The sequence below is a fragment of the Pseudomonas libanensis genome, from assembly GCF_001439685.1.
GTDB lineage: Bacteria > Pseudomonadota > Gammaproteobacteria > Pseudomonadales > Pseudomonadaceae > Aquipseudomonas > Aquipseudomonas libanensis.
In genome coordinates, this window is the sequence record NZ_JYLH01000010.1 from 39,625 (window position 1) to 55,504 (window position 15,880).

Below are 15,880 nucleotides of genomic sequence, written 5' to 3' on the forward strand. Positions count from 1 at the left end.
ATTAAGGCCCGACCAGGTCTTCGAGTTCCTGGGCGCGGGTCTGGGTCATGTCCAGCACGCAGCCGGAACCGTTGACCTGATCGATAGTGCCGCCGGTGGCACTGCCGGCGAAGGCGCAATTGGCATCGCGGTATTTGATCCACAGGCGCTGCACATCTTGCAGTTGCTGCTTGCGCGCGCCGTCCTGGGCGGCGATAGCGGTCTTGTAGGCACGGTTCAGGCGTTCGTCCTGCACCTTGGTTTGCTTGGCGTTGCAGTTGACCATGTCCGCCGTGGTGTTGGCGCTGTCCATGCATTTCTTCAATGCGGCGTTGTCAGCGGCAAAAGCGCTGCCGCACAGGGACAGAAGCAGGGCGCTGGCGGCGATTGTGGTGCGCATCATGAGCGGTTTCCTGAGCAGAGTGGAGGCGCATTCTATGACTCGAGGGCGGCGCTTGAGTTTCCGACATCCTCTGATCTTCATGTAAGAACACACCCCGAATTTTCATGGGCTGGCGCTGGACGTATCCCCAAGCGACAGTGCTTATCTGTGGGCGAAAATTACTTTCATAAAATTTGAAAATATTCCTCTGTAATGATTTATGAGTTTCACAACCAATTCGACGTGACCCTTTCCGAGGAGTACCGCATGGCCGCATCACCGGGCTTCGGGCTACTGGCATACGCTGCCATTGCCATCATTGCATTGATCGTGCTGATTGCACGTTACCGACTCAACCCGTTTATCGTCATCACCCTGGTGTCGATCGGCCTGGCCCTGATGGCCGGCATGCCGGCCGATACCATCATGGGTTCGTACGAGGCGGGCGTGGGTAAAACCCTGGGCCATATCGCCCTGGTGGTGGCGCTGGGCACCATGCTCGGCAAGATGATGGCCGAGTCCGGTGGCGCCGAGCAGGTGGCGCGCACGCTGATCAACCGCTTCGGTGAGCGCAATGCCCACTGGGCGATGGTGTGCATTGCATTCCTGGTGGGGCTGCCGCTGTTTTTCGAGGTCGGGTTTGTGTTGCTGGTGCCGATTGCCTTTACCGTGGCGCGGCGCGTGGGCGTATCGATCCTGATGGTCGGCCTGCCGATGGTCGCCGGCCTGTCGGTGGTGCACGCGCTGGTGCCGCCGCACCCGGCGGCGATGATGGCGGTGCTGGCCTACAACGCTTCGGTCGGTCAAACAGTGCTGTATGCGATTTTGATCGGTATCCCCACGGCGATTATCGCCGGCCCGGTCTATGCCAAGTTCATCGTGCCGCATATTCACCTGCCGGCGGAAAACCCGTTGGAGCGCCAGTTCATCGAGCGCGAACCGCGTACCCGCCTGCCCAGCTTCGCGTTGACCATGGGCACCATCCTGTTGCCGGTGGTGCTGATGATGATCGGTGGTTGGGCTAACGTGATTTCCACCCCAGGCACCGGCTTCAACCAGTTCCTGCTATTTATCGGCAACTCGGTGATCGCCCTGCTGGTGGCGACCCTGGTGAGCTTCTGGACCCTGGGCCTGGCCCAGGGCTTCAACCGTGAGTCGATTCTCAGGTTCACCAACGAATGCCTGGCGCCGACGGCCAGCATTACCTTGCTGGTGGGCGCGGGCGGTGGTTTGAACCGCATCCTGGTGGACGCCGGGGTGACCAACGAAATCCTCGGCCTGGCCCATGCATTCCATTTGTCGCCGCTGGTGATGGGCTGGCTGTTTGCCGCCCTGATGCGTATCGCCACCGGCTCGGCCACGGTCGCTATGACCACGGCGTCCGGCGTGGTCGCCCCCGTCGCCCTGGGCCTGGGTTATCCACACCCCGAATTGCTGGTACTGGCGACCGGCGCGGGTTCGGTGATCTTTTCCCACGTTAATGACGGCGGCTTCTGGCTGATCAAGGAATACTTCAATATGACGGTGATCCAGACCTTCAAGACCTGGACCGTGCTGGAGACCCTGATTTCGCTCGTCGCCTTCGGTCTCACCTACGGCCTGTCGCTGGTTTTATGAGCCTCATCCTGTAACCCGGAGCCCCCATGGACATCCTTTACCAGATCCGCGCCCGCCAGGACTCTTTCAGCGCCGGCGAAGGGCGTATCGCCAAGCTGATGCTTGAGGATGTGGGCTTTGCCGCCTCGGCCAGCCTGGAGGTATTGTCCCAGCGGGCCGAAGTCAGTACCGCCACCTTGTCACGCTTTGCCCGTAGTGTCGGCTGCCGCGACTTGCGCGATTTGCGCCTGCAACTGGCCCAGGCCAGTGGTGTGGGCAGCCGCTTTTTGGACCCAGCGGGGTTGCCGGAACAATCGGCGTTTCATCGGCAGATCCTCGGCGATATCGAGGCGACGCTGCGTCAGCACCTGTCGGGGTTCAATCAACACAGTTTCGTCGATGCGGTCAATCTGTTGGGCAAGGCACGGATGATCCATGCATTCGGCATGGGCGGCCCGTCGAGCCTGTGCAGTGATGAATTGCAGGTACGCCTGGTGCGGCTGGGCTACTCGATTGCCGCCAGCCATGACCCGGTGATGATGCGGGTCACGGCGGCCACCCTGGGACCGGAGCACGCGTTGATCGTCTGCTCCCTCACTGGCCTGACCCCCGAGTTATTGGAGGTGGTGAAGCTGGCGCGCAGCTATGACGCCCGCGTCGTCGCCATCACGCTCGCCGATTCGCCCCTGGCGCAGTTGGCGGATGTGTTGCTGCCGCTGCAACCGGCGGAAACCAGTTTTATCTACAAACCCACCGCGGCCCGCTACGGCATGCTGCTGGCCATCGACCTGCTCGCCACCGAGCTGGCGCTGGCCCTGCCGGACGACAACCAGGAGCGCCTGCGCCGGATCAAACTGGCCCTGGACGATTACCGCGGCGGCCCTGACAGCCTGCCGCTTGGAGACTGATATGAAGTACGACACGCTGATTCGCCAGGCGCTGATCATCGATGGCAGCAACACCCCGGGTTATCTCGCCGATGTGGGATTGCACGGTGGCCGAATCCAGACGATTGGCGACTTGTCCACAGCCGAGGCCGAGCATGTTATCGAGGCCCATGGCCGCGTATTGGCACCGGGTTTTATCGACGTGCACACCCACGATGACACCGTGGTGATCCGCCAGCCGCAGATGCTGCCCAAGCTCAGCCAGGGCGTGACCACGGTGATCGTCGGCAACTGTGGCATCAGTGCCTCGCCGGTGAGTTTGCGCGGTGCCCCGCCAGACCCGATGAACTTGCTGGGCGGCCGTGAGGCGTTCTGCTATCCGCGGTTCAGCGACTATCGCAACGCCGTGGAGGACGCCCATCCGGCGGTAAACGTCGCCGCGTTGATCGGCCACACGGCGTTGCGCAGCAATCATATGGATGACCTGCACCGCACTGCCACGCCCGGTGAAATCACGGCGATGCGTGTACAACTGCAGGAGAGCCTGGAAGCCGGCGCCCTGGGCTTATCCACAGGCCTGGCCTACGCCAGCGCGTTCAATGCCGAGACCGATGAAGTGTTGCAGCTCACCGAAGAGTTGACGGCCTACGGTGCGGTGTACACCACTCACTTGCGCAGCGAATTCGAGCCGGTACTGGAGGCGATGGAGGAGGCGTTTCTGATCGGCCGCCATGCCAAGGTGCCGGTGATTATTTCCCACCTTAAATGCGCCGGTGCCGGTAACTGGGGGCGTAGCCCGCAGTTGTTGGCGTCCCTGGAAGCCGCGGCAAGAGACCATCCGGTAGGCTGTGATTGCTATCCCTATGCCGCCAGCTCCTCGACCCTGGACCTCAAGCAGGTGACCGATGCGTTTCGCATCACCATCACCTGGTCGACGCCGCACCCGGAATTGGGCGGGCGTGACTTGCAGGCTATCGCTGCCGAGTGGGGCGTTTCGCTAATGGACGCTGCCCGTCGCCTGCAACCGGCGGGGGCGGTGTACTACGGGATGGACGAAGACGATGTGCGCCGCATCCTCGCCCATCCGCTGTCGATGGTGGGCTCCGATGGTTTGCCCGAAGACCCGTTCCCCCACCCGCGTTTGTGGGGCGCATTTCCACGGGTGCTGGGGCACTTCAGCCGCGATGTCGGCTTGTTCCCGTTGCACACGGCGGTGCACAAGATGACTGGCCTTTCGGCAGCGCGCTTTGGCTTATCCGAGCGTGGCGAAATCCGCGAAGGGTACTGGGCCGACCTGGTGCTGTTCGACCCGTTGCGGGTGCGTGATGTGGCAGATTTCAAAACACCGCAACGTGCAGCGGAAGGGATCGACGGTGTGTGGGTTAACGGCGTACTGAGCTACAGCGATGGACAGGTCAACGGCCAGCGGCCAGGGCGATTCCTGGCGCGCAGTGGGGATTTGCGTGGTGGGTTTTCGTCTCTATAGTGGGCGTTCTCATACACGGAGCGGTTGTCATGCACTTAGGAAAAGTCACCCCCATCCTGCGGATTTTCGATGAGGCCAAGGCGTTGGAATTCTACGTCGACTTCCTGGGGTTCAAGGTCGATTGGCAGCATCGTTTCGAGGCGAATTTCCCGTTGTACCTGCAAGTGTCGCTGGGTGAGTGCGTGTTGCATTTGTCCGAGCACCATGGCGATGCTTCGCCGGGCGCGGCGGTGCGGATCCAGGCGCAAAGGGTGGATGCGTACCAGCAGCAATTGCTCGGCAAGGATTACCGCTATGCCAAGCCTGGGGTCGAGGAAACGCCTTGGGGATCGCGGGAAATGAGCATCCGGGATCCGTTCGGGAATCGCTTGGTGTTTGTCGAGGACAGCGAGGGCTAAGTGGCAAATGGCAGGCAATAAAAAACCGCCTTGATAGGGCGGTTTTTTTTGCAAACCCAGTTAGTGGCTGGGGTTGCGGCTTCACAGGAGCACTGGCGTGGTCACAATACTACTGCTGCTTTAGGGCGTTATGCAACACCAGACGAACAAGAGTTTTTCACGGCAGCATTGATCTTTTGTGTTGTTTAACTTTGCAAAAAACAGCAACAGCTTCGATGACCGTTAAGGTCTGAGAGGTGGGGCCGCCTCGGTCTAGATCGAGGCGGCTTTTTGGTGTCTACACCCGGAAATGACTGACCATCTGTTGCAACTGGCTGCCCAGTCGTGCCAGTTCCACACTCGACTTGGCTGTCTCATCACTGGCCGTCGCCGTCTGCTCAGACACATCCCGTACATTCACGATACTGCGGCTGATCTCTTCCGCCACGGCGCTTTGCTGTTCGGCGGCCGCGGCAATCTGCTGGTTCATCGACTGGATATTCGACACCGTACGGGTGATGTTTTCCAGTGACACGCCGGCCTTGCGGGTCAGTTCGACACTGCTGTCGGTGAGGCTGCGGCTGTTGTTCATCACGTTGGCTACTTGCTGGGTGCCGTTCTGCAAGCCGGCCACCAGGCCTTCGATTTCTTCGGTGGATTTCTGCGTACGCTGGGCCAGGCCACGCACTTCGTCGGCGACCACGGCGAAGCCACGGCCGGCTTCACCGGCACGCGCCGCCTCAATGGCGGCGTTGAGGGCCAACAGGTTGGTTTGTTCGGCCACCGCCTTGATCACGTCCATCACGCTGCCGATCTTGTTGCTCTCTTGCTGCAGGTGCGTCATGGCGTCGGTGGAGCGCGCCACTTCGGCGGCCAGGCGTTCGATCTGGGCGATGGCTTCGGCCACCACCTTGTCGCCTTCACGGGCCTGGCCGTCGGCGTCGGAAGCAGCCTGGGAAGCCTGCTCGGCATTGCGCGCAACTTCCTGCACGGTGGCGGTCATTTCATGCATGGCGGTGGCGACCTGATCGGTCTCGATCTTCTGGCTGTTCACTCCGGCGCTGGTCTGTTCGGTCACGGCCGACAGTTCTTCAGCGGCGCTGGCGATCTGAGTCACGCCATCGCGAATGCCGCTGATCAGTTCACGCAGGGTTGTGCCCATGCGCTGGATGCCTTGTTGCAACACGCCCAGTTCATCACGACGGGTCACCTGGATGTTGTGGCTCAGGTCGCCGGAAGCGATGCGCTCGACCACGGCCAGGGTGTCCTGGATCGGACGCGTGATCTGGCGGGTGATGACCCACGCAGCGATGATGCCGACCAGCAGGGCCAGCAAGGTGCTGATCAATTGCAGGCTACGGGCCTGGGTGCTTTCAGCGTCGCGACGTTCCAATTGGATGTCGTACAGCTTGTCGCTGATCGTCACGATATCGGCGCCTTGGGTGGTCATTTCGGCGCGGGCGGTAACGATGTTGGCGTTGGCCGCCTTGTAACTTTGCACGGCGCTGCGATAGTCACCCAGCGCGGTTTCCAGTGCGGTCAATGCGGTTTGCTGGCCAGTACCGAATGCGGCGTTGAGGGTTTTCAAACCAGCGACGGCTTTTTCGATTTGTGCAGCGGCGCGGGCTTCGGTTTCTGCGCTGGGGCTATTGGTATAGCCACGCACTTCGTAGCGAGCTTGCTGGAACTCATTCTTGGCTTGGGTCACGGCCAAAAACTGAGCGAAGCGCTCCGGGCTATCGGGTGATTGCTGCACGCCGGTTTCCAGCGCATTGATTTGCGTGTTGGCGATGTCGGCCTTGGCGCCCATTACGTCGCGCGCAGCGTTGCCATTACGGTAGGCCTCGCGCATTTTGTTCAGGGACTGGCGGTAAGCGGTAATGACGGCTTTCTGGTCATTGAGCAGCTTGAGGTTTTCCGGGCTCTTGAAGCTGTCCAGCAGCTTCTGTTGCTGGGCGGCGAAGGCCTCGAGGCTGGTCTGTACGTTCTGCGCCACGGCTTCGTCGCCGTTGGCCAGCATGTATTGCAAGCGCACGATCCGCAGCTTGGTCAGCGAGGCGTTGAGCTGGGTGATGTCGCTCATCCAATTGCTACGGTCGATCAGGCCGCCCAGGCTGGTCCAGCCGGTGAGTGCCAGGATCGAGGTGAGGACCAGCACCAGGCCAAAGCCCAGGCCGAGTTTGAGATTGACGCTGATGTTACCGAACCAGCTGTTCATCGAAAGCTCCTTGAAGAGTGATGTCTGTCTGCTGGACGGTGTGTTGTTGTTTGAGCCAGCCAAGATGTGTAGGGCTGTATCGGCGGCAATGGACAATTCTGAAATACTTTTCTTGCCGGGCGACCAAGGGGTGTCATTCGGCTGTACCTTATCTACGACCTGGTGCTCTGATGGCCGGGGGAGGGGGCTGATCATGGGCCGCCCTTGTGTGCTAGTCTGCGGGCCCTTTTAGTTCTGGGCGGCGCGGGAAACCGTGTTGTCCTATAGCGGAGCCTCTTCATGTCCGAAGTTAATCTGTCCACCGACGAAACCCGCGTCAGCTACGGTATCGGCCGTCAGTTGGGCGACCAACTGCGCGACAACCCGCCACCGGGCGTGAGCCTGGACGCGATCCTGGCCGGCCTGACCGACGCATTCGCGGGCAAGCCAAGCCGTGTTGACCAGGAGCAAATGGCTGCCAGTTTCAAAGTGATCCGCGAAATCATGCAAGCCGAAGCGGCTGCCAAGGCTGAAGCAGCCGCTGGTGCCGGCCTGGCGTTCCTGGCTGAAAACGCCAAGCGCGATGGCATCACCACCCTGGCTTCCGGCCTGCAATTTGAAGTGCTGACAGCCGGTACCGGCGCCAAGCCGACCCGTGAAGATCAAGTGCGTACCCACTACCACGGCACCCTGATCGACGGCACTGTGTTTGACAGCTCCTACGAGCGCGGCCAGCCTGCAGAGTTCCCGGTTGGCGGCGTGATCGCCGGCTGGACCGAAGCCCTGCAACTGATGAATGCCGGCAGCAAATGGCGTCTGTACGTGCCGAGCGAACTGGCTTACGGCGCTCAAGGCGTTGGTAGCATTCCGCCGCACAGCGTGCTGGTATTCGATGTCGAGCTTCTCGACGTCCTGTAAGACTTGTAGCCGATTACCTGTTGGGGCGAACGCGTTCGCCCCAACAGGTATTTGCCAGGTTCTTCATGGATGGAACTTGCCGTTCAGATCGGTCGTCGGGCGCAACGCTCGGGCATAGCAGAACAGAAACAGATTCCTCACCACTTCCTTCAGCACCCCAGGCTCACTGGAACTCAGGCCATTGACGTCCAGGTCTCCCTGATCCTGCAGTTCGTGCAGCGCTTCTTCCTCAAGCACCGCACAGACTTCACCGGTTTCCCGATGCAGGATCCGCAGGTAAGGGTGTGGGCGATCCAGCCAGGCATCTATCAAATAAGTCATGGTCGTTCTCCTTGATGGGTTTCAATGAGAATAATTCTTATTCGTAGAATAGCAAGTATCTATTGGCAGTTTCCGGTTTTTTTTGTGTGGATATCGTTGTCGATCAATCGCGAGGGCGAAACGCCATCCCGCGGCGGGCGCGGGATGGATGCAGCAGGTTCAGACCTTGCGCACGAACTCGGACTTGAGCTTCATCGGGCCGATACCGTCGATCTTGCAATCGATATCGTGGTCACCGTCGCACAGGCGGATGTTCTTGACCTTGGTACCGACCTTGACCACCAGGGAGGTGCCCTTGACCTTGAGGTCCTTGATCACGGTGATGGTGTCGCCGTCCTGCAGGACGTTGCCCACAGAGTCTTTCTTCACGGTTTCATCGCCGGCCACTTCGGCCTCGCCAGTGGCGGACCACTCATGGGCGCATTCCGGGCAGACCAGTTGGGTGCCGTCTTCGTAGGTGTATTCGGAATTGCATTTCGGGCAGGGTGGCAACGTGCTCACTAAAGCTCCTAGAAAGTCAGGGATGGCTAAAAGTCGCACATTATATAGGGTTTAAGCGCGGGTGGGGCTGGACTCTTTCTAATGTGGGAGCTGGCTTGCCTGCGATAGCGGCAGTGAATTCACTCCAGTCATCGCAGGCAAGCCAGCTCCCACATTAAACAGTGCTGGATCAGTGAGTACGGGCGACCGCAAACTCACTCAGTTCCACCAATGCATCCCGGTATTCACTGGCCGGCAAGGCTTCCAGGCACTGGATCGCACGGGCCACATAGTCACGCGCCAGTTGTGCGGTGTACTCCAGGGAACCGGACGCTTCCACGGCCGCACGAATGGCCTCCAGGTCTTCGATCCCGCCTTTCTGGATCGCCTTGCGTACCAGGGCGGCCTGTTCCGGCGTGCCTTCGCGCATGGTGTAGATCAGCGGCAAGGTCGGCTTACCCTCGGCCAGGTCGTCACCGACGTTCTTGCCCAGGGTTTCGGCGTCGCCCTTGTAGTCGAGCAGGTCGTCCACCAGTTGGAACGCCACGCCCAGGTGATCACCAAAAGTACGCAGGGCTTCGGCCTGTTCGGCAGTGGCGCCACACAGCGCGGCGGCACTATGGGTGGACGCTTCGAAGAGCATCGCGGTCTTGCCGCGAATCACTTCCATATAGGTTTCTTCGGTGGTGCTGGCGTCGCGGACTTTGGACAGTTGCAACACTTCGCCTTCGGCGATGATGCGCGTGGCCTGTGAAAGGATCTTCATCACCGGCATCGAGCCCAGCTCGACCATCATTTCGAACGAGCGCGAATACAGGAAGTCGCCCACCAGCACGCTCGGCGCGTTGCCCCACATGGCATTGGCGGTCTCGCGGCCACGGCGCATGCCGGACATGTCGACCACGTCATCATGCAGCAGGGTGGCGGTGTGCAGGAACTCAATGGTGGCGGCCAACAGGCGCAGGTCATCGCCTTCGCGGCCCAGGGCCTTGCCACACAGCAGCACTAATAAAGGACGCAGGCGTTTGCCGCCCGCCGACGTAATGTAGTCGCCAATTTTGGAGACCAGCGGCACGTTAGACGTCAGTTGCTGCTTGATGATGCCGTCGACGGCGCTAAAATCGTCCGCGACCGCGCGGTAGAAAGCTTGGGGTTGCATCAGCGACAGTCGCTCCAGAAGGGTTGCGCGGCATGCTAGGACCCTCACCCCGCAGTGTCAAGGCGCGATAGACGCCCCCTTGCAACACCCATTTACCTTGCGTACAATCGCGCACCCTGAACTTCCTGGGCAGCACCTGCCTTACGCAATTGCATTCGGGACGTCCATCCCATGCAGCCATGCCAGCCAATACCTCTTCTTATAAAGCGCTGGGTGAGCAGGATTATCGGAGAAATACCATGTCGTACGCAGTAATTGTTACTGGTGGCAAGCAATACAAGGTCGCCCCAGGTGAATACCTGAAGATCGAAAAACTGGAAATCGCTACCGGCGAATCCGTTACTTTTGATCGCGTTCTGTTGGTCGCCAATGGCGATGACGTGAACATCGGCGCTCCAGTTGTTGCTGGCGCTACCGTTGTGGCTGAAGTGATCTCCCAAGGTCGTCACGATAAAGTCCGCATCATCAAGTTCCGTCGTCGTAAGCACCACATGAAGCGTATGGGCCACCGCCAGTGGTACACCGAGATCAAAATCACCGGTATTCAGGCTTAATTTCAGCCTAATTCCTCACTAGGAGAATTGACTCATGGCACACAAAAAAGCTGGTGGTAGTACCCGTAACGGTCGCGATTCAGAAGCCAAACGCCTTGGCGTGAAGATGTATGGCGGCCAGAAAATCATTCCGGGCAACATCATCGTGCGTCAGCGCGGCACCCAATTCCACGCCGGTTACGGTGTAGGCATGGGTAAAGATCACACCCTCTTCGCGAAAATCGAAGGCGTGATCAAGTTTGAAGTAAAGGGCGCGTTCAACCGCCGTTACGTGAGCGTTGTCGCAGCTTAATTGCGAGATCGCTGGAAAAGCCCTGTCTTGCGACGGGGCTTTTTCGTTTGTGGAGTGAGTCTCTTGCAAAGCTGTTTGTAATGGGCGAGGGCAGCAGGATTTGCGGTCGTTGCTTGAGGTCGCTGCGCTCATTTTTGCAAGAGTCTTATGTCTTGGTTTCTTAAGCTCGCCCATGCGGCGAGAGGCGTTTTGTTATGAAGTTCGTTGATGAAGTTTCCATCCGAGTAAAAGCAGGCGACGGCGGTAACGGTTGCATGAGTTTCCGTCGCGAAAAATTCATCGAAAACGGTGGCCCTAACGGCGGCGACGGCGGTGACGGCGGTTCCATCTACATGATGGCCGACGAAAACCTCAACACCCTGGTCGACTATCGTTACACCCGGCATTTCGATGCCGAGCGTGGGTCCAACGGCGGCAGCACCGACTGCACCGGTAAAAAAGGTGAAGACCTGGTACTGCGCGTACCGGTCGGCACCACGATCATCGACTCCGCTACCCAGGAAGTGATTGGCGACCTGACCAAGGCCGGCCAGAAGCTGATGGTTGTGCAGGGCGGCTGGCACGGCCTGGGCAACACCCGATTCAAATCCAGTACCAACCGTGCACCGCGCCAGACCACGCCGGGCAAGCCGGGCGAGCAGCGTGACCTGAAGCTGGAAATGAAAGTACTCGCTGACGTGGGCCTGCTGGGCCTGCCGAACGCGGGTAAAAGTACCTTCATTCGCTCGGTGTCCGCCGCCAAGCCGAAAGTCGCCGACTACCCGTTCACTACCTTGGTGCCAAACCTGGGTGTGGTCAGCGTCGACCGTTGGAAAAGCTTCGTGGTTGCCGACATTCCTGGGTTGATCGAAGGCGCTTCCGACGGCGCGGGCCTGGGTATTCGCTTCCTCAAGCACTTGTCCCGCACCCGTTTGCTGCTGCACCTCGTCGACATGGCACCGCTGGATGACACCAGTGCCGCCGATGCCGCCGAAGTCATCGTCAGCGAACTGACCAAGTTCAGCCCGGCCCTGGCCGAGCGTGATCGCTGGCTGGTGCTGAACAAGTGCGACCAGATCCTTGAAGAAGAGCACGAAGAGCGCGTCAAGGAGATCGTTGATCGCCTGGAGTGGGAAGGTCCGGTCTACGTCATCTCGGCCATCGCCAAAGAAGGCACCGAGCGCCTGACCCGCGACATCATGCGTTACCTGGAAGACCGCGCCGACCGCCTCGCGGCCGACCCGGTATTCAAGGCCGAACTCGCCGAACTCGACCAGCAGATCGAAGACGAAGCCCGTGCCCAGTTGCAGGCCCTGGACGACCAGCGTGCCCTGCGCCGCAGCGGCGTGAAGTCGGTCCACGACATCGGCGACGATGACTGGGACGAAGAAGACGTGGATGATGAAGATGGCCCGGAAATCATTTACGTGCGCGACTGATCCGTTGCGATAAACTTGAACGCCGCTCCCAGGAGCGGCGTTTTGGTATCCGGGTATAACGTTATGGGCGGCGCTGGGTCGCGCGGCCCTCACTCTAAGGTTGAAGATGATGCGGAGCAAAGTGACAGGTGCGCAGCGCTGGGTCGTGAAGATCGGAAGTGCGCTGCTGACGGCGGATGGCAAAGGTCTGGATCGCGCAGCCATGAGCGTCTGGGTCGAGCAGATGGTGGCCTTGCATGAAGCAGGCGTCGAGTTGGTGCTGGTCTCGTCCGGGGCCGTTGCCGCCGGGATGAGCCGTCTCGGCTGGACCGCGCGACCCAGCGCGATGCACGAACTGCAAGCTGCCGCCGCCATCGGCCAGATGGGCCTGGTGCAAGCCTGGGAATCCAGCTTTGCCGAACACGGCCGCCATACCGCGCAAATCCTGCTGACTCACGACGACCTGTCCGACCGCAAGCGCTACCTCAACGCCCGCAGCACCTTGCGCGCCCTGGTGGAGCTCAAGGTCATCCCGGTGATCAACGAGAACGATACGGTGGTCACCGATGAAATCCGCTTCGGCGACAATGACACCCTGGCCGCCCTGGTGGCCAATTTGGTGGAAGCCGACCTGCTGGTGATCCTCACCGATCGCGATGGCATGTTCGACGCCGACCCGCGCAACAACCCCGATGCCCAGTTGATCTACGAAGCCCGCGCCGATGACCCGGCGCTGGATGCAGTCGCCGGCAGTGTCGGGGGTGCCCTGGGCCGCGGCGGCATGCAGACCAAGCTGCGCGCCGCTCGGCTGGCCGCGCGCTCCGGTGCCCACACCATCATCGTCGGTGGGCGCCTGGAGCGTGTGCTGGACCGTCTCAAGGCCGGTGAGCGCATCGGTACGCTGCTGTCGCCGGAGCGCGGCATGCTGGCTGCACGCAAGCAGTGGCTGGCCGGGCACCTGCAAACCCGTGGCACCCTGGTGCTGGACGCGGGTGCGGTGTCGGCGTTGTCCCAGGGCAACAAGAGCCTGCTGCCGGTGGGCGTCAAATTGGTGCAGGGCAGCTTCCGCCGTGGCGAGATGGTGGTGTGCGTGGCACCGGACGGGCGCGAGATCGCCCGTGGCCTGGCCAACTACAGCGCCCTTGAGGCGCAGAAGATTATTGGACAATCGTCTGACGCCATTGTCGGACTCTTGGGTTATATGGCGGAACCGGAACTGGTGCACCGCGATAACCTCATCCTGGTTTAAACGAAGGAATACCTGATGCGCGTAATGAAGGGATTGCTTGGCCTGTTGCTCGCCATGCCACTGCTGGCCTCGGCCGAAGAGATTGCCCAGGTCTCGACGGTGTTCAAGTTCGTCGGCCCCAACGACCGGATTGTGGTCGAGGCGTTTGACGACCCCAAGGTCGACGGCGTGACCTGCTACCTCTCCCGCGCCAAGACCGGCGGCGTCAAAGGCGGCCTGGGTCTGGCCGAAGACCGCGCTGAAGCCTCGATTGCCTGTCGCCAGGTCGGCCCGATCCGTTTCAAGGGCGAGCTCAAGGACGGTGACGAAGTGTTCAAGGAGCGTACCTCCCTGGTATTCAAAACCATGCAGGTGGTGCGTTTTCTCGACAAGAAGCGCAATACCCTGGTGTACCTGGTCTACAGTGACCGCTTGATCGAAGGTAGCCCGCAGAACGCGGTGACGGCGATTCCGATTCTGCCGTGGCCGACCGCTCAGTAACCCGCAGGCGGGTTTTGTAATCGGTGGCTATGATTGCAAGCTGGCGGGTTGTAAGCTCAAAACGCCGCAATACAAAGAACATGGGATATCTGGAGTTCGTCATGAGTGCTTTCCACGATCTGAAACTCAAAGCCTTGGACGGACAAGAGCTACCGCTGGCGCCCCTCAAGGGCCAGGTTGTGCTGGTGGTCAATGTGGCGTCCAAATGTGGTTTGACCCCGCAATACGCGGCGTTGGAAAACCTCTACCAGCAGTACAAGGGCCAGGGGTTCACGGTGCTCGGGTTGCCGTGCAACCAGTTCGCAGGCCAGGAGCCGGGCTCCGAGGAAGAGATTCGCGAGTTCTGCAGCCTGAACTACGGCGTGACCTTTCCCCTGGGCAGCAAGCTCGAAGTGAACGGCCCTGAGCGCCATCAGTTGTACCGTCTGCTGGCGGGCGAGGGCGCCGAGTTTCCTGGGGATATCACCTGGAACTTCGAAAAATTCCTGCTCGGCAAGGATGGCCGGGTGCTTGCGCGTTTCTCGCCGCGCACCTCTCCGGACGACCCGACGATCGTCCAGGCCATCGAAAAAGCCCTGAGCTGATCCGCACCCTCTGTAGGCGCGAGCTTGCTCGCGAAGATCGCCAACGATTACGCGCTTATCCTGATTTGACGCGTGTCCTTGAGTTCCTCGCGAGCAAGCTCGCTCCTACAGGTATTCGGCTGCATTTACCCCCTTAATCACCCAGATCAATAGTGCTATCAAGCACTACTCACTCCCCATATTATGCATGTCATAAATTTCTTTGCGGTGGAGTGCTGCCATGCCTGTCCAAGCCTTGTTCAAACCGTTCCAGCTCGGTGCATTGCAACTGTCCACCCGCGTGGTCATGGCCCCCATGACCCGTTCGTTCTCTCCCGGAGGCGTACCCAATTCCAAAGTCACCGAGTACTACCGCCGTCGTGCGGCTGCCGGTGTGGGCCTGATCATTACCGAAGGCACGGTGGTCGGCCACCCGGCGTCCAACGGCTACCCCAACGTCCCGCACTTCTATGGTGAAGCGGCGCTGGCTGGTTGGAAGAAAGTGGTGGATGCCGTGCATGCCGAAGGCGGCAAGATCGTCCCACAGCTATGGCATGTAGGCAGCGTGCGTCGCATCGGCACCGAGCCTGACGCCAGTGTGCCGGCCTACGGCCCGATGGAAAAACTCAAGGACGGCAAGGTGGTTGTGCATGGCATGACGGCCCAGGACATCAAGGACGTGGTCAATGCCTTCGCCCAAGCCGCCAAGGACGCCCAGGCCATCGGCATGGACGGTGTGGAAATCCATGGTGCCCACGGTTACCTGGTGGACCAGTTCTTCTGGGAGGGCAGCAACCAGCGCACCGACGAATACGGTGGCAGTCTGGTCAACCGTTCGCGCTTTGCCATCGAGCTGATCCAGGCGACCCGCGCCGCAGTGGGCCCGGATTTTCCGATCATCCTGCGTTTCTCCCAATGGAAGCAGCAAGACTACACGGCGCGCCTGGTACAGACCCCGCACGCATTGGGTGAGTTTCTCAAGCCGTTGGCTGACGCCGGCGTGGATATTTTCCACTGCTCCACCCGCCGTTTCTGGGAACCCGAATTCGAAGGCTCCGATCTCAACCTGGCCGGTTGGACGCGCCAGCTCACCGGTAAGCCGACGATCACCGTGGGCAGCGTCGGCCTGGATGGCGAGTTCCTGCAGTTTATGGTCAATACCGACAAGGTCGCGCAGCCGGCCAGCCTGGAAAACCTGCTGCAGCGCCTGAACAATGATGAGTTCGACTTGGTGGCGGTGGGTCGTGCACTGCTGGTCGACCCGGATTGGGCCGTGAAGGTGCGCGAAGGGCGCGAGGGCGACATCTTGCCCTTCAGTCGTGAGGCGTTGACGACGTTGGTGTAAGGGCTGGACTCCCTGTGTCGACCACAGGGAGTTTTGCGGTTCTAGTATTAATACTCTGGTCGCTTATTCAGCTCTTTGTGGTGGTCAGCCTTGAGCGCATCTTTATGCCCAGGCTGCCCTTAGGTTGGCGGCTCTGCACGAGATTGATCCAGCCATTGTTGCTGGCGTGTCCATTCCGCGGTTGGCATGTTGACGCCATTGCGTACACCCATTCCATA

General features: G+C 60.3%; 17 protein-coding genes and 1 pseudogene. 12 read left to right on the forward strand and 6 right to left on the reverse strand.

Translation table 11 applies throughout. The features are described from left to right. Position 1: 1 nt before the first annotated feature. Positions 2-382 carry a lysozyme inhibitor LprI family protein gene (locus TU73_RS16425; RefSeq protein WP_057013113.1) on the reverse strand — a complete coding sequence of 127 codons (381 nt, stop codon included), beginning with the start codon at positions 380-382 and terminating at the stop codon, positions 2-4. A gap of 246 nt (positions 383-628) precedes the next feature. On the opposite strand from TU73_RS16425, the gene TU73_RS16430 reads away from it, so the two are divergent. The 4 genes from TU73_RS16430 to TU73_RS16445 are packed head-to-tail and all read left to right on the forward strand — an operon-like array spanning position 629 to position 4,728. Continuing rightward, the gene (locus tag TU73_RS16430; protein ID WP_167347568.1) at positions 629-1,978 is read left to right on the forward strand and encodes a GntT/GntP/DsdX family permease; all 1,350 of its coding nucleotides are present in this window, start codon (positions 629-631) and stop codon (positions 1,976-1,978) included. Between the two features lie 26 nt (positions 1,979-2,004). Next, the gene (locus tag TU73_RS16435; protein WP_057013115.1) at positions 2,005-2,865 is read left to right on the forward strand and encodes a MurR/RpiR family transcriptional regulator; all 861 of its coding nucleotides are present in this window, start codon (positions 2,005-2,007) and stop codon (positions 2,863-2,865) included. Between the two features lies 1 nt (position 2,866). Further along, entirely contained in the window at positions 2,867-4,330 is a 1,464-nt protein-coding gene (locus TU73_RS16440) for an N-acyl-D-amino-acid deacylase family protein (protein WP_057013116.1), read from the forward strand. A 29-nt stretch (positions 4,331-4,359) separates the two neighbouring features. Further along, positions 4,360-4,728 carry a glyoxalase superfamily protein gene (locus TU73_RS16445; protein ID WP_057013117.1) on the forward strand — a complete coding sequence of 123 codons (369 nt, stop codon included), beginning with the start codon at positions 4,360-4,362 and terminating at the stop codon, positions 4,726-4,728. A 277-nt stretch (positions 4,729-5,005) separates the two neighbouring features. Here TU73_RS16445 and TU73_RS29635 read toward each other — a convergent pair whose 3' ends face one another. After that, entirely contained in the window at positions 5,006-5,869 is an 864-nt protein-coding gene (locus tag TU73_RS29635; protein ID WP_371851119.1) for a methyl-accepting chemotaxis protein, read from the reverse strand. Beyond that, positions 5,861-7,120: pseudogene (locus tag TU73_RS29640) on the reverse strand (methyl-accepting chemotaxis protein); the annotation flags it as partial. The pseudogene TU73_RS29640 and the gene TU73_RS29635, both read right to left, overlap by 9 nt. Before the next feature lie 84 nt (positions 7,121-7,204). Here TU73_RS29640 and bamJ point away from each other — a divergent pair. Beyond that, the gene (gene bamJ / locus TU73_RS16455; RefSeq protein ID WP_003194089.1) at positions 7,205-7,822 is read left to right on the forward strand and encodes a BamJ family beta-barrel-assembly machinery protein; all 618 of its coding nucleotides are present in this window, start codon (positions 7,205-7,207) and stop codon (positions 7,820-7,822) included. A gap of 63 nt (positions 7,823-7,885) precedes the next feature. On the opposite strand, the gene TU73_RS16460 is transcribed toward bamJ, so the two are convergent. The 3 genes from TU73_RS16460 to TU73_RS16470 all read right to left on the reverse strand — a co-directional run bounded on the left by TU73_RS16460 (position 7,886) and on the right by TU73_RS16470 (position 9,782). After that, complete coding sequence (locus TU73_RS16460) at positions 7,886-8,143, reverse strand: PA4570 family protein (RefSeq protein WP_057013119.1); 258 nt, start codon at positions 8,141-8,143, stop codon at positions 7,886-7,888. Positions 8,144-8,302: 159 nt separating this feature from the next. After that, the gene (locus TU73_RS16465; RefSeq protein ID WP_046069494.1) at positions 8,303-8,644 is read right to left on the reverse strand and encodes a zinc ribbon domain-containing protein YjdM; all 342 of its coding nucleotides are present in this window, start codon (positions 8,642-8,644) and stop codon (positions 8,303-8,305) included. Positions 8,645-8,813: 169 nt separating this feature from the next. After that, a complete protein-coding gene (locus tag TU73_RS16470; protein ID WP_043046768.1) occupies positions 8,814-9,782 on the reverse strand; it encodes a polyprenyl synthetase family protein in 969 nt (322 codons plus the stop codon). Positions 9,783-10,021: 239 nt separating this feature from the next. Between TU73_RS16470 and rplU the strand changes: the two genes are divergently transcribed. The 7 genes from rplU (at position 10,022) to TU73_RS16505 (ending at position 15,662) form a co-directional block, all read left to right on the forward strand. Next, complete coding sequence (rplU, locus tag TU73_RS16475; protein WP_003176051.1) at positions 10,022-10,336, forward strand: 50S ribosomal protein L21; 315 nt, start codon at positions 10,022-10,024, stop codon at positions 10,334-10,336. 34 nt (positions 10,337-10,370) lie between these two features. After that, positions 10,371-10,628 carry a 50S ribosomal protein L27 gene (gene rpmA, locus TU73_RS16480; protein WP_003176049.1) on the forward strand — a complete coding sequence of 86 codons (258 nt, stop codon included), beginning with the start codon at positions 10,371-10,373 and terminating at the stop codon, positions 10,626-10,628. Between the two features lie 194 nt (positions 10,629-10,822). Then, positions 10,823-12,046, forward strand: a complete 1,224-nt coding sequence (gene cgtA, locus TU73_RS16485; protein WP_005791308.1) for an Obg family GTPase CgtA — start codon at positions 10,823-10,825, stop codon at positions 12,044-12,046. 109 nt (positions 12,047-12,155) lie between these two features. Continuing rightward, positions 12,156-13,274: a glutamate 5-kinase gene (proB, locus tag TU73_RS16490; RefSeq protein WP_057013120.1), complete on the forward strand. Its 1,119-nt coding sequence runs from the start codon at positions 12,156-12,158 to the stop codon at positions 13,272-13,274. 15 nt (positions 13,275-13,289) lie between these two features. Further along, complete coding sequence (locus tag TU73_RS16495; RefSeq protein WP_043046770.1) at positions 13,290-13,754, forward strand: CreA family protein; 465 nt, start codon at positions 13,290-13,292, stop codon at positions 13,752-13,754. A gap of 101 nt (positions 13,755-13,855) precedes the next feature. After that, positions 13,856-14,338, forward strand: a complete 483-nt coding sequence (locus TU73_RS16500) for a glutathione peroxidase (RefSeq protein WP_057013121.1) — start codon at positions 13,856-13,858, stop codon at positions 14,336-14,338. 220 nt (positions 14,339-14,558) lie between these two features. Then, positions 14,559-15,662, forward strand: a complete 1,104-nt coding sequence (locus TU73_RS16505) for an NADH:flavin oxidoreductase (protein ID WP_057013122.1) — start codon at positions 14,559-14,561, stop codon at positions 15,660-15,662. The last annotated feature ends 218 nt before the right edge of the window (positions 15,663-15,880 follow it).

Bases quoted from the DNA above. Each gene is read 5' to 3' on its own strand.
- bamJ (WP_003194089.1), top strand. From the start codon at position 7,205: ATGTCCGAAGTTAATCTGTCCACCGACGAAACCCGCGTCAGCTACGGT.
- TU73_RS16440 (WP_057013116.1), top strand. From the start codon at position 2,867: ATGAAGTACGACACGCTGATTCGCCAGGCGCTGATCATCGATGGCAGC.
- TU73_RS16470 (WP_043046768.1), bottom strand. From the start codon at position 9,782: ATGCAACCCCAAGCTTTCTACCGCGCGGTCGCGGACGATTTTAGCGCC.
- TU73_RS16495 (WP_043046770.1), top strand. From the start codon at position 13,290: ATGCGCGTAATGAAGGGATTGCTTGGCCTGTTGCTCGCCATGCCACTG.
- TU73_RS16505 (WP_057013122.1), top strand. From the start codon at position 14,559: ATGCCTGTCCAAGCCTTGTTCAAACCGTTCCAGCTCGGTGCATTGCAA.
- TU73_RS16430 (WP_167347568.1), top strand. From the start codon at position 629: ATGGCCGCATCACCGGGCTTCGGGCTACTGGCATACGCTGCCATTGCC.
- TU73_RS16425 (WP_057013113.1), bottom strand. From the start codon at position 382: ATGATGCGCACCACAATCGCCGCCAGCGCCCTGCTTCTGTCCCTGTGC.
- cgtA (WP_005791308.1), top strand. From the start codon at position 10,823: ATGAAGTTCGTTGATGAAGTTTCCATCCGAGTAAAAGCAGGCGACGGC.
- rpmA (WP_003176049.1), top strand. From the start codon at position 10,371: ATGGCACACAAAAAAGCTGGTGGTAGTACCCGTAACGGTCGCGATTCA.
- TU73_RS29635 (WP_371851119.1), bottom strand. From the start codon at position 5,869: ATGGGCACAACCCTGCGTGAACTGATCAGCGGCATTCGCGATGGCGTG.
- TU73_RS16445 (WP_057013117.1), top strand. From the start codon at position 4,360: ATGCACTTAGGAAAAGTCACCCCCATCCTGCGGATTTTCGATGAGGCC.
- proB (WP_057013120.1), top strand. From the start codon at position 12,156: ATGCGGAGCAAAGTGACAGGTGCGCAGCGCTGGGTCGTGAAGATCGGA.
- TU73_RS16435 (WP_057013115.1), top strand. From the start codon at position 2,005: ATGGACATCCTTTACCAGATCCGCGCCCGCCAGGACTCTTTCAGCGCC.
- rplU (WP_003176051.1), top strand. From the start codon at position 10,022: ATGTCGTACGCAGTAATTGTTACTGGTGGCAAGCAATACAAGGTCGCC.
- TU73_RS16460 (WP_057013119.1), bottom strand. From the start codon at position 8,143: ATGACTTATTTGATAGATGCCTGGCTGGATCGCCCACACCCTTACCTG.
- TU73_RS16500 (WP_057013121.1), top strand. From the start codon at position 13,856: ATGAGTGCTTTCCACGATCTGAAACTCAAAGCCTTGGACGGACAAGAG.